The sequence below is a fragment of the Rhodococcus ruber genome, from assembly GCF_027270735.1.
In the GTDB taxonomy this organism is placed as follows: Bacteria; Actinomycetota; Actinomycetes; order Mycobacteriales; family Mycobacteriaceae; genus Rhodococcoides; species Rhodococcoides rubrum_A.
On the sequence record NZ_JAPWIJ010000001.1, the window covers coordinates 353501 to 367345 of the forward strand.

Genomic DNA, 13845 nt, shown 5'->3' on the forward strand with positions numbered 1-13845 from the left:
ATACCGTCTACCTTGCATAAGTGCATTCTGACTTCGGGAGTGAGATATGACGGCGACAGCAGTTCCCTCGGAGCGGTCCGGGTCTTCGGTTCCCCGGTCATTCTCGCCACCCGAGCGCGGTCGTTTGCGCGAGGTTCCGCACATCGCGGGACTGGTGCTCGGGGTGTTCGCGGCGGCGTTGTTTCTGTGGAGTCTGTCGCCGACTCTTCGCTACCTCATTCACGCACCTCGCGAATACGTCGACAGGTACTACTTCGATGCGCCGGATACGAGTTTGTCGTGGGCGCTCGTTGTCGGGCTATTGGCGGCGGCGTTGGCGAGTCGCAAGCGAATTGCATGGTGGTTGCTGACCGTCTATCTGGTGTTGTTGGCGATCACCAATGTCGTCGAGGGTATCCAGGACAAGGACGTCAATTCGTGGATCGCGCTGGCGGTCCATGTGGTAGCGACAGGCTTGCTGATCGCGGCGCGCAAGGAGTTCTACACCCGTGTTCGTCGTGGTGCGGTGTGGAAGGCCCTCGGCGTACTCGTTCTCGGGGCGACCGTCGGGACCATCGTCGGGTGGGCGTTGGTGGCGTTGTTCCCCGGGTCTTTGCCGGAGGGTCAAACATTTCTGTGGGCCTTCAATCGCGTCACGGCGTTGGCGACCGTGGACAACGAGCAGTTCGACGGCAGGCCCAACGGCTTCGTCAACACGGCGTTGGGATTGTTCGGAGCATTGGCGCTGTTGGGGGCCGTGGTCACACTGTTCCGATCGCAGCGGTCCGGCAATGCGCTCACCGGTCGCGACGAGTCAGCGCTTCGTGGCCTGCTCGACAAGTGGGGTGCCGACGATTCCCTCGGCTACTTCGCGACGCGCCGCGACAAGGGTGTCATCTTCGCCACCAGCGGTAAGGCTGCGGTGACGTATCGCGTCGAGGTGGGAGTGTGCCTGGCCAGCGGTGACCCGATAGGTAATCCAGAGGCATGGCCGCATGCCATTTCGGAGTGGCTGGACCTGGCCGAGAAGTACGGCTGGACCCCAGCTGTCATGGGGGCCAGCGAGATCGGAGCTACCGCCTACAAGCGCGCCGGGCTCAGTGTCCTCGAACTCGGCGACGAAGCAATCCTGAAAACCAAGGATTTCAACCTCAATGGACGCGAGATGCGCCCCGTGCGTCAGGCGGTCAACCGGGCTCGCAAGGCGGGCGTCGTGGTCACCGTGCGTCGTCATCGAGACATTTCGTCGGAGGAGATGTCGGAGATCATTGCCTGCGCGGATGCGTGGCGCGATACCGAGACCGAGCGGGGATTTTCGATGGCGTTGGGCCGGTTGGGTGATCCGCTCGACGGCGATTGTCTCCTGGTGCAGGCGGTTCAGAGCGAGAAGGTGGTGGGTGTTCTCTCCCTCGTGCCGTGGGGACGAACCGGCGCGTCGTTGGATCTGATGCGCCGCGATCCGGCGTCACCGAACGGCGTGATCGAACTGATGGTGACCGAATTGGCGACCGGTGCCGATCATTTCGGTGTCAGCAAGATTTCGCTGAACTTTGCAGTGTTCCGCGCGGCATTCGAGGAGGGCAGCCGAATCGGTGCCGGTCCGGTACTGCGGATCTGGCGCAGCATGCTGGTCTTCTTCTCTCGGTGGTGGCAGCTCGAGGCGCTGTATCGGTCGAACGTGAAGTATCTACCGGAGTGGGAGCCGCGCTACCTGTGCTTCGCCGACAATCGAGTGCTGCCCAAGGTCGGCATTGCGTCGGCCATCGCCGAGGGCTTCCTCACGCTGCCGACTTTCCGGCGCGCATCGAAGCACACCGGGTCGCATGTCGCGGTTCCCGCCGCTCTTGCCGACGCCGAGGACATCCATCCCGACGGCAGCGGACCGCACACTCTCACAGACGAACCCGTGCCCGGCCGCAAACGTCCGGACCAGGTGCGCGTCCGCATGTCAAAGCTCGAACGACTCGAAAGCGAGGGCACCGAGGGCTATCCCGTTGCATATCCCCCGACTCATACGGTCGAAGCAGCAGTGGCGTCGCCGCAGGGTACAACTGTGCGGATCGCGGGCCGAATACTGCGTATCCGCGACTACGGCAGCGTGTCCTTCGCCGTCATCCGAGATTGGTCGTCCGATATCCAGGTGCTGTTCGACCGCGAACGCGTCGGCGACAGAATCGAACAATTCGATGCCGACTTCGACCTGGGTGACCTCATCGAGGTCAGCGGAACCATCGGGTACAGCAGGCGTGGTGAGCTGTCGCTGCTGGCCACCGAGTGGCGGATGAACGCCAAATGCCTACATCCCTTGCCCGACAAGTACCGCGGTCTGACCGATCCGGAAGCTCGGGTGCGGCAACGCTACGTCGATCTGGCGATCAATCGCGATGCCCGGTCCCTACTCATCGCACGGTCCAATGTTGTGAAATCCCTGCGTGATTCGTTGGGAGAGGCCGGATTCATGGAAGTCGAGACCCCGATACTGCAGCAGGTGCACGGCGGTGCGAACGCCGCGCCGTTCGTCACTCATATCAACGCCTACAACCTGGATCTGTTTCTGCGCATCGCCCCGGAGCTCTATCTCAAGCGCCTCTGCGTGGGCGGTATGGAGAAGGTGTTCGAGATCGGCCGAGTGTTCCGCAACGAGGGCGCGGATTTCAAGCACAACCCCGAGTTCACGATCCTCGAAGCCTACGAGGCGCACAGTGACTACGAACGCGCAATGGTGTTGTGCCGCCAGCTTATTCAGCGTGCGGCCGTCGCAGCGCATGGTCGCGAGATCGTCCTGCGTCCCGACGGTCCGGACGGAGAGATGATCGAGATCGACATCTCCGGCGAGTGGCCCGTCAAGACGCTGCACGGTGCCGTCGCCGAGAAGCTGGGGGTACCTGTCGATCCGGCGACTCCACTGGAGGAGCTGCAGCGACTGTGCGACGAGAACGCCATCCCGTACGAGAAGTCCTGGGATGCAGGGGCTCTCGCGCAGGGTATGTACGAGCATCTCGTCGAGGACTATACGGAGTTCCCCACGTTCTACAAGGACTTTCCGACGTCGATGTCGCCGTTGACGAGGCCGCATCGGAGCATTCCGGGCGTCGCGGAGAAGTGGGATCTCGTCGCGTGGGGCGTGGAGCTGGGTACCGCGTACAGCGAGCTGACCGACCCTGTCGATCAGCGGCAGCGACTCACCGAACAGTCTCTGTTGGCGGCCGGGGGCGACGAGGAGGCAATGAGCTTGGACGAGGATTTCCTGCAGGCGCTCGAGCACGGGATGCCGCCGACCGGTGGTCTCGGCATGGGCGTCGACCGGGTCGTCATGTTGATCACCGGAGGCAGCATCCGTGAAACGTTGGCTTTCCCGTTGGCCAAGCCACGTCAGTGACGCCGGCGTTCACCGGTCCGACTGGACTGAACGACGCAAAACAGGGAATATGATTGTAAACAGTGGCGAAAACCGGAAACGCGTCACCGCTATCGCCCTGGAGAAGACATGGACCGTGGAGACAGAACCGAGCCCAGTGCGTTGTTTCCCGTGAAACATCCGCCGGGACAGTTCGTCGAGGTCGACGGCCAACGCCTCCACGTACTCGTGCGCGGCTCCGGCCCCACGGTGGTCCTGTGCGGCGGTCTCGGCAGCAACTGGTTCGACTGGCAGGACACCGTCGAAATTTTGGGCCACAAGCACCACGTCGTGGTCATCGACCGTCCCGGCTTCGGACTCAGTGATCCGCTTCCCGCCGGTGCCACCCCCACCGTGCGTGGCGAAGCAGACAGGATCGTCGGCGTCCTCGATGCACTCGGAGTCACCGAGCCGACCGTCGTCGCAGGTCATTCGATTGCCGGCTTCTACGCCGAAGCTGTCGCCCGGCTGTACCCGTCGCGCATCCGAGGGGTTCTACTCCTCGATTCCAGCGCCGAATCCGACCCTCGGCGCATCATCCCAGCCGCCGTACGCGTCGAGGCCGCTCACGTGATCGCAACGGTGCTCAGTCGAACCGGCCTGCAGAAACTGTTCGGCCCCCGCGTCCGACGCGTCCTCAACCAGGCAACCCCGCCCGACGGCATACCGCAGGAAACGTTCGACTGGGTGGACGACATCTACCGTCGACCCACATATCTCGCCGCCGCGTTGACCGAAGACGTCGTGTATCCGGATCTCGCTGTCGAACTGAACCGCATTCGTAAGAGGTTCCGACTCGACGTGCCCGTCGTCGTGGCGGCCGCACATACGGGACGACCGTCGCCGTGGGGCAAAAGATGGGTTGGAACGCAGCGGAAACTCGCTGCCTACCTGCAGGCCGATTTCACAGTGCTCATCCCCGCCCATCACCACGCAATGATCGACAAACCCGCCGAGGTCGCAGCCCTCATCGCCGAACTGGTGTGAACCGCTCGACGCGACGCACGTAACGTGTGTCACCGAGCCCGCAGCCCAAGACCCGAGCCGAAGCTCGGCGATGGCGCGGTAGCACGAGAGGAAATTGAAGATGGGTGCGATCAGCACGACGCAGGGACGACAGTCGAAACTACTCGGACTAGGCGTTCACCGCCCCGAGCGAGTCGTGACCAACGACGAGATCTGCGAATTCATCGACTCGAGCGACGAGTGGATCCAGACGCGCTCGGGAATCAAGAACCGGCGCTTCGCCGATCCCAAGGAAAACGTCGTGGAGATGTCCATCGCGGCAGGCCGCAAGGCCCTCGAGGCCAGCGGAATCACGGCCGACCAAGTCGACACCGTCATCGTCGCCACCTCGACGCATCTCGAACTGACCCCCCAGGCAGCTGCGAAAGTAGCGCACGGACTCGGCACCAAGGGGCCCGCCGCATTCGACATCTGCGCCGGCTGCGCAGGATTCTGCTACTCCCTCGCCGTCGCATCGGACCTGGTCAAGGCCGGAACCTCCAAGTACGTCCTCGTCATCGGTGCAGAACAGCTCAGCGTCACCACCGACCCCTACGACCGCACCACGCGATTCATATTCGCCGACGGCGCCGGTGCCGTGGTGGTCGGACAGAGCGATGAAACCGAGATCGGGCCCGCCGTCTGGGGCTCGGACGGCTCACAGTCCGACGCCATCGTCCAGACAACCGACTGGTACGACTACATCACCGAGGAAGGCCTCGAGCGACCCTGGATCAGGATGAACGGCATCTCCGTCTTCCGCTGGGCCGCATTCGAGATGGGCAAAGCCGCGCAGCGGGTCCTGGACGTCGCCGGCATCAAAACCGACGAACTGCATGCCTTCATCCCCCACCAGGCCAACAGCCGCATCACCGAACTGCTGGCCAAGAGCCTGAACCTCGCCGACGGCACCCCGGTCGCCAACGACATCGCCGAAACCGGCAACACCTCGGCAGCCTCGATCCCCCTGGCCATGGAAGAACTCCTGCGCACCGGCAAAGCAAAAGCCGGAGATACCGCACTTCTGCTCGCTTTCGGTGCGGGACTCTCCTACGCCGGACAGGTAGTCAAACTCCCCAACCTGTAGTCGACGTCTTCACCCTCGACTTCACCCGATTCCCGACCGCGCCCGGATCCCCAGTGCACTCGATGTGACATTCAGTGGCCTTTTCGGCAGTCAATGGCACATCGAGTGGACTTCGGGGGCGGTGTGGGCGGAAGCAGGACCGGAGCGGGGGTCGAGTCGTATGGTTGCTGTATGCCGAAGCCCCCGTTGCCCGATGCTGCTGTGGAATTGTTGAAGAAGCCGAATCCCGCTGTCATGGCTGTGGTTCGTGCCGATGGAACGCCGATCACCGCACCCACCTGGTATTTGTGGGAGGACGGAAAGATTGTGCTCAATTTCGACGCGTCTCGAGCACATCAAGGCAAATCCGAAGGTCTCGATTTCGGTGTTGGACGAGGCCAGTTGGTACACACACGTGACGGTGCACGGCTCGATCGAGTTGCAGGACGACCCGAATCTGGTGGATATCGATCGCATTTCGACGCATTACACCGGGAACCCGTATCCGGTTCGGGATCAGCCTCGGGTGACCGGTTACGTGACCGTCGACGCGTATGTGGGCTGGGGCAAACTCGGGACGTAGACACTGCGTGCGCGCTTGCGGCGACGGTGTCGAAGTGTCAAACTCCCGCAATGGTGAATCCGCAGGGCGAGGGCAGCGATCCGTTCGACGCATCCAACAAGGATCAGCCGTACCCGGGCCAGCAGCAGTACCCGCCGTACCAGAACCCTCAATACCAAAATCCTCAATACCAAAATCCCCAGTACCAAAACGCGCCGTACCCCAATCCGCAGTACGGGAATGCACCGTATGCCGGAGGGGGATATCAGACGCCCGCACCCACCAATACGCTGGCGATCGTCTCGCTCGTGCTGGCGATTCTGGGTCTGACGTTTCTGCCGCTGATTGCGTCGGTGTGCGCTGTGGTTTGCGGCCACCTGTCGCGTGGTCAGATCAAGCGCACCGGCGAGGGCGGATCCGGGTTCGCTACGGCAGGCCTGGTAGTCGGGTATGTATCGATCGCGCTGTTCGTCATCGTCGTCGGAGCGATCATCATTTTTGCCGTCGCTGCCGCGAATACGTCAACCTACTGAGACCGGCCGCGCCAGCCGACCGCCCAGGCACGCAGCCCAGATTCCTGCAACGACGGCCAACGCAATGACGAACAGCGCCAACGCGTTCCATCCCAGGGACTGGAAGACCACGCCGCCGAGCCAGCCGACGATGGACGATCCACCGTAGTAGAAGAGGTTGTACAGCGAGGTCGCCTGAGCCCGTCCGTGCACTGCGCGTTGCCCGGTCCATCCCGACGCGATGGCATGGGCGGCGAAGAAGCCCATGGTCAGGATCACCAGGCCGATCAGGATCACGGCAAGGTTCGATGCCATCGTCAACGCCACTCCGACGATCATCGTCGCGGTGGCTCCGGCGAGAACTGCTGATCGTCCGTGCTTCGTCGCCAGCTTTCCGCCCACTCGCGAGGAGACGGTACCGCTCAGATACGCCACGAAGATCAGGCTGATGAGCGATTGCGGTAGCCCGAAAGGCACGGCCTCGAGACGGAATCCGAGGAAATTGTAGATCGCGACGAACCCGCCCATCAACAGGAAGCCCTGGCCGTACAGCGCCAACATTCCCGGCTCGCGCAGGTTCACCCACAGCCGACCCGGCAGGTCGCGGATTTCGCTGTGTGCCAGTGTCGTTCGCGGTTTCGGGGCCAGCGACACGAACAACGCGGCGGCCAGCGCAGCGATCAACGAGACGGTCAGCGTGCCGATGCGCCAGTTGGTGTATTCCGCAACGGGTCCGGCGACGATGCGGCCCAGCAATCCGCCCAGTGTCGTTCCCGAAACATAGGTGGCGGCGGCCAGTGCGGTGTGACTGCGATGCACTTCCTCACTGAGGTACGCGATCGCAATCGCCGGAAGTCCGCCCAATGCAGCACCTTCGAAGAATCGAACGAGCAGCAACACCTCGAGCGAGGGCGACAGCGGAACCAGCAGACCCAGCGTCGTCGCAACGAGGATCGAGGCCGTCATCGCCCGTACTCGGCCGACGCGATCGGCGGCCACGGACCAGGGAATCACCGACACTGCCACCCCGACCGTCGCGAGACCGACGGCCAGCGACGACTGCGAGGGCGTGATGTCGAGGTTCGCCGCGATCAACGGCAGAATTCCCTGCACCGAATACAGCTGAGCGAAGGTCGCGACTCCGGCGAACAGCAATGCCAGCACCAACCGTCGGTACTCGCGCGATCCCCTGGGGTGTCCCTCCCATTCGAGGACGTCGGTACGCGTCGTAGTCATACCGATCACGTTAGAAGTGCTCACTACATTCGTCCAATGCATGAGACGCGTCCAACCGATACGGCAGAGCTATGCTTCGACAATGCGGCGCGAAACGATCGAGCTGTTGCCCCTGCTACCGACGCTCGTCGCGGTAGCCGACACCGAGCACATCACCGACGCCGCCCACGTTCTCGGCGTTCCACAACCCACCGTCAGCCGCCAGGTCGCTCGCGCGTCGGCAATCCTCGGCGTCGACATCGTGGAACGACGCGGCCGCGGCATCGTGCTCACCAGCGCCGGACGCGTGTTGATCCCGTATCTCCAGCGAGCGTTGAGCGACCTCGACGCCGGCATCGACGCGATGACCGAGCACGACGCCCGAGCCAGGGGCCGCATCGCCGTGGCGTTCCAGAACACTCTGGGCGAGGACGTCGTGCCCGCACTGATCCGTCAGTTCCGCGTCGACCACCCAGCCGTCACGTTCGATCTGGACCAGGGCGCACGCGCACGCTGCCTCGAACGACTCGCCGATGGGGTATCGGACCTGGCGTTCGTATCCCTCAGCGCCGAGCACACCGACGCCAACTCGTTCCAGCTCTACGACGAGCGGCTGATGCTTGTCGTGCCCTCCGATCACCGCTTTGCATCGAGAAGAACCGTCGATCTCGCCGACACCGCCGACGAGAACTACATCGCGATGCGCCACGGCTTCGGAATGCGCTCGATCTGCGACGAGTTGTGGGCCGACGCCGGCTTCAGCCCGCGCATCGCATTCGAGGGCCAGGACACCCACACTGTGCGCGGACTGGTCGGTGCCGGTCTCGGGATAGCCATCCTGCCGCGGATCCGTGCGCACAGCAGTGAGGGCGGAACCGTCGACATCGGCCTCACCCAACCCGCGGCACGCAGGCGCATCGGCATGGTGTGGAATCCCACCACCGACCTTCCGCGCCAGGTGGCCAGCTTTCGGTCGATGGTGCAACGCAGCGGTCGAACACTCGTGATTAGGTGAGTCGATGCAACTGGTTCTGGTGCGGCATGCGCTGCCGCAGCGTTCGGAGACCTCGGCCGATCCTGCTCTCGCCGAGCTCGGCGTCGAACAAGCCCGGCGGGTGCCGGATGCCGTGGCTCGGTTCCCGATTTCTCGAGTCGTCGCGAGTTCCCAGCTCCGCGCCGTCCAGACGGCACAGCCGTTGGCCGATCGGCTCGGTCTGACGGTCGAACCCGACGAGCGCGTGACCGAATACGATCGCGATTTCGGCGGCTACGTCCCGATCGAGGCAGCCAAGACCGAATTCCGCGAGGCCTTCGATCGCATCAAGGCCGGGCACCTTCCCGAACAGGTCGACGAGCACGCGTTTCGTCAGCGCGTGCTGGCCGGAGTGGCCGACATCGTGTCGGCGAGCAAGCACAACGACACCGTCGCACTCGTCGCCCACGGCGGCGTCATCAACATCCTGCTGCAGGACATTCTGCAGACCCCGAAAGTCCTGGGCTTTCCGATCGACTACTGCTCGGTGACGCGCATTCTGTTCTCCCGGAGCGGCGCGCGATCGGTCTCCTCGGTGAACGAAACCGAGCACGTATGGGACCTGCTACCCCGCAATCGGCAATCCACAGAGACCTCTTAAAATCCCAGGTCAGAACCATCGAACACGGCATCTGCGAGCACGCGTCGGTTCGGAACGCCGTCAGCGGCAGTTAGCCTCGAACTCATCATGGGTGAACTGCGTATCTTCCGAAGTCCTGCCGTTGCTCTCACCGCACTGGCGTTTCCACTGGTGGCAGTCGGTGCTTTCGCACTCGGCACCGGCTACGACCTCGGCGGCGAGCCCGCTACCGCCACGACCACCGTCGTCGCCGACAGCGAACAGGGCCCGGCAGCGGAACAGCAGACGGCCGACCCCCTCTCCAAGGCCAGGAGCAGCCTCAACAGCGCCTCGCTCCCCATCACTTTCCTCTCCAGCGGCATCGGACAGCTGACCGCCGGCGGAACGCAGCTCAACGACGGCGTCGGGCAGCTCGCCGACGGCATCACCCAGGCTCACGACGGAACCATCCAGCTCGCCGACGGGTTCGGGCAGTACCGCGACGGCATCGGCCAGCTCGGTGACGGCGCATCGCAGATCAGCGGCGGCGTCGACCAGGTGGTCGACCAGCTCGCCGGATTCGGAGCCCTGCAGGCCGACTTCACCGCAAAGCTCGCCGCCACCGCGGACCAGGTCGATCGCTTTCCACACCCGGGATCCGACGCCATCTCCGGTGAAATCAGGGGCGTCATCGACACCCTGAACACGCAGGCCTTCGGTCCAGATACGCTCGCTCAGCTGCAGACCCTCAAGGGTGGTGCTCAGCAGCTGTCGACCGAACTCAACGACCCGAACAGTCAGTTCCTCGGTGCTACCGCGCAGCTCGGCGACGCGACGGTGCAGTTGCGTGACGGACTCGGCCAACTCGACGACGGCGGCCAGCAGCTCAAGGCCGGCACCGATCAGCTCGTGACGTCGGTCAAACCGGTCGAGGGAATCGTCAACGGCATTGCCACCAACGTGCGTGACGCCTCCGCGGCACTTCCGCAGGGAGGCGCAGCCGCCACCGACGACGCCACCTCCGATCAGAACGTCGCCGCCACGTCGACGAGCACCGGCACCGGTGCCACCCCGTACCTCATCGCCGCCCTGGTGGCCCTCGGAGCTCTCGGCTGCGTCAGCCTCGTGCGGGTCCTGGGCAGGGATACCGAGCCGCGCTGGCTCGCCGTCGGAGCGGCCGTTGCCGCGGTGGGCGTCAGCGCCGCATTCGCGTTCGCCTTCGCCACCGACGCCGCCATCGGACCGGTGATCGGAGCGGGCGTTTTCCTGATCGTCTCCGCCGCGGCATATCTCGCCGCAGCGGGCGCAATTCAACGCGTACTCGGTGCTGTGGTGGGTCAGATCGTCAACGTTGTCACCCTCGCGGTGCAGGTCGTCGTCTGCGGCTTTGCGTACGCATCGACGGCACCGATCTGGGGCGACCTCGCCGCATTCATGCCGATGAGCTACACCGCCGCCGGTGCCCGCATCATCGCGTCGGGCGAGATGAGCGGGACCGGATGGCTCGCGATCGGTGCGACGGTTGCTCTGCTGGCTGTCTCGGCGCTCGTCTTTGTGAGTGCGCGGGGTGACTCAGCCGACGGGCCGGAGCGGGTGGATGGCGGGCGGGGCCGCGAGATGGGCACCGAACTCGCTTAGTGCCTGCTGCAGATGTGGCGTCTGCATGTGACCGTCCAGGTCCTCCTGCGACTTCCACAACTCGATTGTGACGAAGGTGCCCGGCTCGACCGCCGACTCGAACAGCTCGTACGAGATGTTGCCCTCTTCCTTACGGGTTTCGGCCACCAGAGCCGACAGGCCGTTGCGCACGGCGTCGATAGCGTCCGGCTTGGCGATGATCGTCGCGACAACCTGCAGATCGTTGCTCATGAGGTGATGTTTCCTTCTTTCGGCGAGTCCTACTTTCCTCACCGAACGTACTCCCGACACCCCTAAGCTGAGGTGTTCGTACGGAAAGGGAAGTCACAGTGAGCCACAGGACCACCGAGCAACGCGCCACGAAGAAGGATTGGCTCGGCCTCGCAGTCCTGGTGGTCCCCATTCTCGTCGTGTCGATGGACATGTCGGTGCTCTATCTGGCTCTGCCGTTCATGACGGCCGATCTCGAACCCACCAGCAATCAGACGCTGTGGATTCTCGACATCTACGGATTTCTCCTCGCCGGCCTGCTCATCACCATGGGCTCTCTCGGTGACCGCATCGGCAGGCGCACCCTCCTGATGATCGGTGCAGTCGTGTTCGGTGCGGCGTCACTCGCCGCGACGTTCTCCACGTCCCCCGAGATGCTTCTCGTCGCACGCGCCCTGTTGGGGATCGGCGGAGCGACCATCGCGCCGAGCACACTGTCGTTGATACGCAACATGTTTCACGACCCCGCTCAGCGCAAGGAAGCAATCGGACTGTGGACCGCAGGGTTCGCCGGCGGAGCCGCAGTAGGCCCCGTCATCGGAGGTGTTCTGCTGGAACATTTCTGGTGGGGTTCGGTGTTCCTGATCAACATTCCGATAATGGTGGTGCTGTTCGTCGCGGCACCGCTGCTGGTGCCCGAGTTCAAGGATTCCGACCCTGGGAAATTCGATCCGATCAGCGTCGTACTCGCGATCTCCTCGATGCTCTCGATCGTCTATGCAATCAAGCACGGCGCGCAGGAGGGGATCGATGCGGCAACGATCACCACGGCCGTGCTCGGGCTGGCGCTGGGCACGGTGTTCGTCATCCGGCAGCGCAAGGCCGCAAATCCGCTCATCGACGTGACGCTCTTCGCCGAACGGGCCTTCAGCGCAGCGGTTGTGGTGCAGTTCCTCGTCATCTTCGCCATGACCGGGTTCAGCCTGTTCGCCTCGCAGTACCTGCAACTCGTCGTAGGCCTCGGACCGCTCGAAGCCGGGCTGTGGCTGCTCATACCGGCCTTCGCGGCGGCGGCCGGTGCCGTCCTTGCGCCGACACTGAGCAAGGTGATCAGGACCGGCACCATCATCGCCGGGGGCCTGCTGTTCATTGCCTTCGGTTGCGCGGCAATGGTCTTTGTTGCAGCCGACTCCGGCCTGCCGTTACTGCTCACCGGGATGGCGCTGTTGACATTCGGAATCGGAGCGGCGTCGACCCTCAATTCGGACATCGTCCTCACCGCCGCCGCACCCGAGAAGGCCGGTGCCGCATCGGCATTGTCGGAAACCGGAGCCGAACTGGGCGGGGCCGTCGGCATCGCGATCCTCGGTACGATCGGCAGCACCGTCTACCGCCACCGCATGGACGACGTCATCCCGGTCGGCACGCCCGCCGAGATCGCCGACCCCGCCAGAGAAACCATCGGCGGTGCCATCGCCGTCGCCGACTACCTGCCGGAACCGTTCGCCTCGCAACTGACCGCAGTCGCCAACTCGTCGTTCATCGACGGGTTCAATTTGGCGGCCGGCTGGAGCGCTGGTCTGATGGCCGTCAGTGCCGTGGCTGTCTTCGTGCTGCTCCGTCGTCAGACCGCGTCGGAGAGATAGCGCGCCAACCAACGCGTGGCGGACTGGCCGTTCTCGACGTCGTAGCTCTGGTATTCCTGGTGGATCCCCGAGCGATAGAAGGCTTCGATCTCGCGGCGGCGCTGCTCGTTCGCCTGATCGGTGAGCTGCCCCTGCAGAACCGGAAGGCCACCGGCCGCCGCCAAGTCCGCGATCAACGACTGCGCTTCCTGCGCGTACTGATCGGCCACATCGGGCGCGGGGTTGGAGGAGACAGCGAGGAAGCCGGCCAGACGCGCCACGTAGTCGTCCTTCGGCGTCGAGCAGTACAGATCGCCGACGGCGCAGAACGTCCGCACCACAGGGCTGACGTAACCGAATCCGCCGACGCGAGGTCCACCGACTCCGGTGCCCACCACGGCGGGACCCACCAGAGCGTCGGTGTCGGAACGCTTCGGGTCCGAGATCAGACCCACCACCACCACCTTGTCCGCAGGCACGACGCCGACGCCGGTGCCGATCGCCGCGGCGAGATCACCGGCCGCGTCGGCTCCCTGGCTGTATCCGATGATGCCGAGTTTCGTTGCACCACAACGGTCTGCCATCGCCTTCAGCATCCCACCCGCATTGGTGACCGCAGCTGCGCGCGACTGCCCGTATACCTCGCCCTCCCACGGGAACGCGGTGGCTGGATACGAGACGTAGTCTGTGCGAATGTCGTCGCCGAGACGATCGGTGACGTCGGTGAGCATCCCCGGCTTCGGTGCGGCACCCGAGCTGGTCTCCCAGGTTCCCGGAATGGCCACGACGTACATCGACGGGCAAGCGCCCGGATCAGCGGCGGCGGGCGACGCTCCGACGACGAGACCGGACGCAACAGCTGCAGCGACGCCGATACCGGCGCAGATCTTCTTGACACTCATGGGAGGGGGCCTCACTGGTGATCGAACGCTTCGTTGTTCGATCCCGACAATGCCAGGGGCCTGTGACCATCAGATGCCTACATGGTTAACGGACGTAACCGTCCGTCACACGGTTCGACACCCGCCCTTGGGATCAATGCGA

Annotated in this window: 12 protein-coding genes; 9 read left to right on the forward strand and 3 right to left on the reverse strand. The window is 64.1% G+C overall.

Features of this window, described 5'->3' with window-relative positions; all coding sequences use genetic code 11:
- Positions 1-46: 46 nt before the first annotated feature.
- The 5 genes from lysX to O4220_RS01785 all read left to right on the forward strand — a co-directional run bounded on the left by lysX (position 47) and on the right by O4220_RS01785 (position 6542).
- A complete protein-coding gene (lysX, locus tag O4220_RS01765; RefSeq protein ID WP_269601833.1) occupies positions 47-3358 on the forward strand; it encodes a bifunctional lysylphosphatidylglycerol synthetase/lysine--tRNA ligase LysX in 3312 nt (1103 codons plus the stop codon).
- 108 nt (positions 3359-3466) lie between these two features.
- Positions 3467-4363 (forward strand): alpha/beta fold hydrolase, encoded by an 897-nt coding sequence (locus tag O4220_RS01770; RefSeq protein ID WP_269601834.1) that lies wholly within the window; start codon positions 3467-3469, stop codon positions 4361-4363.
- Positions 4364-4463: 100 nt separating this feature from the next.
- Positions 4464-5468: a beta-ketoacyl-ACP synthase III gene (locus O4220_RS01775; RefSeq protein WP_032378786.1), complete on the forward strand. Its 1005-nt coding sequence runs from the start codon at positions 4464-4466 to the stop codon at positions 5466-5468.
- 304 nt (positions 5469-5772) lie between these two features.
- The gene (locus O4220_RS01780) at positions 5773-6030 is read left to right on the forward strand and encodes a hypothetical protein (protein ID WP_420030308.1); all 258 of its coding nucleotides are present in this window, start codon (positions 5773-5775) and stop codon (positions 6028-6030) included.
- A 50-nt stretch (positions 6031-6080) separates the two neighbouring features.
- Complete coding sequence (locus O4220_RS01785) at positions 6081-6542, forward strand: DUF4190 domain-containing protein (protein WP_269601835.1); 462 nt, start codon at positions 6081-6083, stop codon at positions 6540-6542.
- On the opposite strand, the gene O4220_RS01790 is transcribed toward O4220_RS01785, so the two are convergent.
- The gene (locus tag O4220_RS01790) at positions 6531-7757 is read right to left on the reverse strand and encodes an MFS transporter (protein ID WP_269601836.1); all 1227 of its coding nucleotides are present in this window, start codon (positions 7755-7757) and stop codon (positions 6531-6533) included. The two genes, O4220_RS01785 and O4220_RS01790, sit on opposite strands and share 12 nt — an antisense overlap.
- 82 nt (positions 7758-7839) lie before the next feature.
- Here O4220_RS01790 and O4220_RS01795 point away from each other — a divergent pair, with 82 nt between their 5' ends.
- From O4220_RS01795 to O4220_RS01805, 3 genes are all read left to right on the forward strand, one after another.
- Entirely contained in the window at positions 7840-8751 is a 912-nt protein-coding gene (locus O4220_RS01795; RefSeq protein ID WP_269601837.1) for a LysR family transcriptional regulator, read from the forward strand.
- A gap of 4 nt (positions 8752-8755) precedes the next feature.
- Positions 8756-9370, forward strand: a complete 615-nt coding sequence (locus O4220_RS01800) for a histidine phosphatase family protein (RefSeq protein ID WP_269601838.1) — start codon at positions 8756-8758, stop codon at positions 9368-9370.
- A gap of 87 nt (positions 9371-9457) precedes the next feature.
- Entirely contained in the window at positions 9458-10966 is a 1509-nt protein-coding gene (locus O4220_RS01805; protein ID WP_269601839.1) for a phage infection protein, read from the forward strand.
- On the opposite strand, the gene O4220_RS01810 is transcribed toward O4220_RS01805, so the two are convergent.
- A complete protein-coding gene (locus tag O4220_RS01810) occupies positions 10901-11197 on the reverse strand; it encodes a putative quinol monooxygenase (RefSeq protein WP_269601840.1) in 297 nt (98 codons plus the stop codon). The genes O4220_RS01805 and O4220_RS01810 overlap by 66 nt on opposite strands.
- A 98-nt stretch (positions 11198-11295) precedes the next feature.
- Here O4220_RS01810 and O4220_RS01815 point away from each other — a divergent pair, with 98 nt between their 5' ends.
- A complete protein-coding gene (locus O4220_RS01815; protein ID WP_269601841.1) occupies positions 11296-12822 on the forward strand; it encodes an MFS transporter in 1527 nt (508 codons plus the stop codon).
- Here the strand turns inward: O4220_RS01815 and O4220_RS01820 are convergent.
- Positions 12801-13703 carry a cutinase family protein gene (locus O4220_RS01820; protein ID WP_269601842.1) on the reverse strand — a complete coding sequence of 301 codons (903 nt, stop codon included), beginning with the start codon at positions 13701-13703 and terminating at the stop codon, positions 12801-12803. The genes O4220_RS01815 and O4220_RS01820 overlap by 22 nt on opposite strands.
- Positions 13704-13845: the final 142 nt, after the last annotated feature.

Coding starts and splice junctions, on each gene's coding strand:
- lysX (WP_269601833.1), top strand. CDS start 47: ATGACGGCGACAGCAGTTCCCTCGGAGCGGTCCGGGTCTTCGGTTCCC.
- O4220_RS01770 (WP_269601834.1), top strand. CDS start 3,467: ATGGACCGTGGAGACAGAACCGAGCCCAGTGCGTTGTTTCCCGTGAAA.
- O4220_RS01775 (WP_032378786.1), top strand. CDS start 4,464: ATGGGTGCGATCAGCACGACGCAGGGACGACAGTCGAAACTACTCGGA.
- O4220_RS01785 (WP_269601835.1), top strand. CDS start 6,081: ATGGTGAATCCGCAGGGCGAGGGCAGCGATCCGTTCGACGCATCCAAC.
- O4220_RS01790 (WP_269601836.1), bottom strand. CDS start 7,757: ATGACTACGACGCGTACCGACGTCCTCGAATGGGAGGGACACCCCAGG.
- O4220_RS01795 (WP_269601837.1), top strand. CDS start 7,840: ATGCGGCGCGAAACGATCGAGCTGTTGCCCCTGCTACCGACGCTCGTC.
- O4220_RS01800 (WP_269601838.1), top strand. CDS start 8,756: ATGCAACTGGTTCTGGTGCGGCATGCGCTGCCGCAGCGTTCGGAGACC.
- O4220_RS01805 (WP_269601839.1), top strand. CDS start 9,458: ATGGGTGAACTGCGTATCTTCCGAAGTCCTGCCGTTGCTCTCACCGCA.
- O4220_RS01810 (WP_269601840.1), bottom strand. CDS start 11,197: ATGAGCAACGATCTGCAGGTTGTCGCGACGATCATCGCCAAGCCGGAC.
- O4220_RS01820 (WP_269601842.1), bottom strand. CDS start 13,703: ATGAGTGTCAAGAAGATCTGCGCCGGTATCGGCGTCGCTGCAGCTGTT.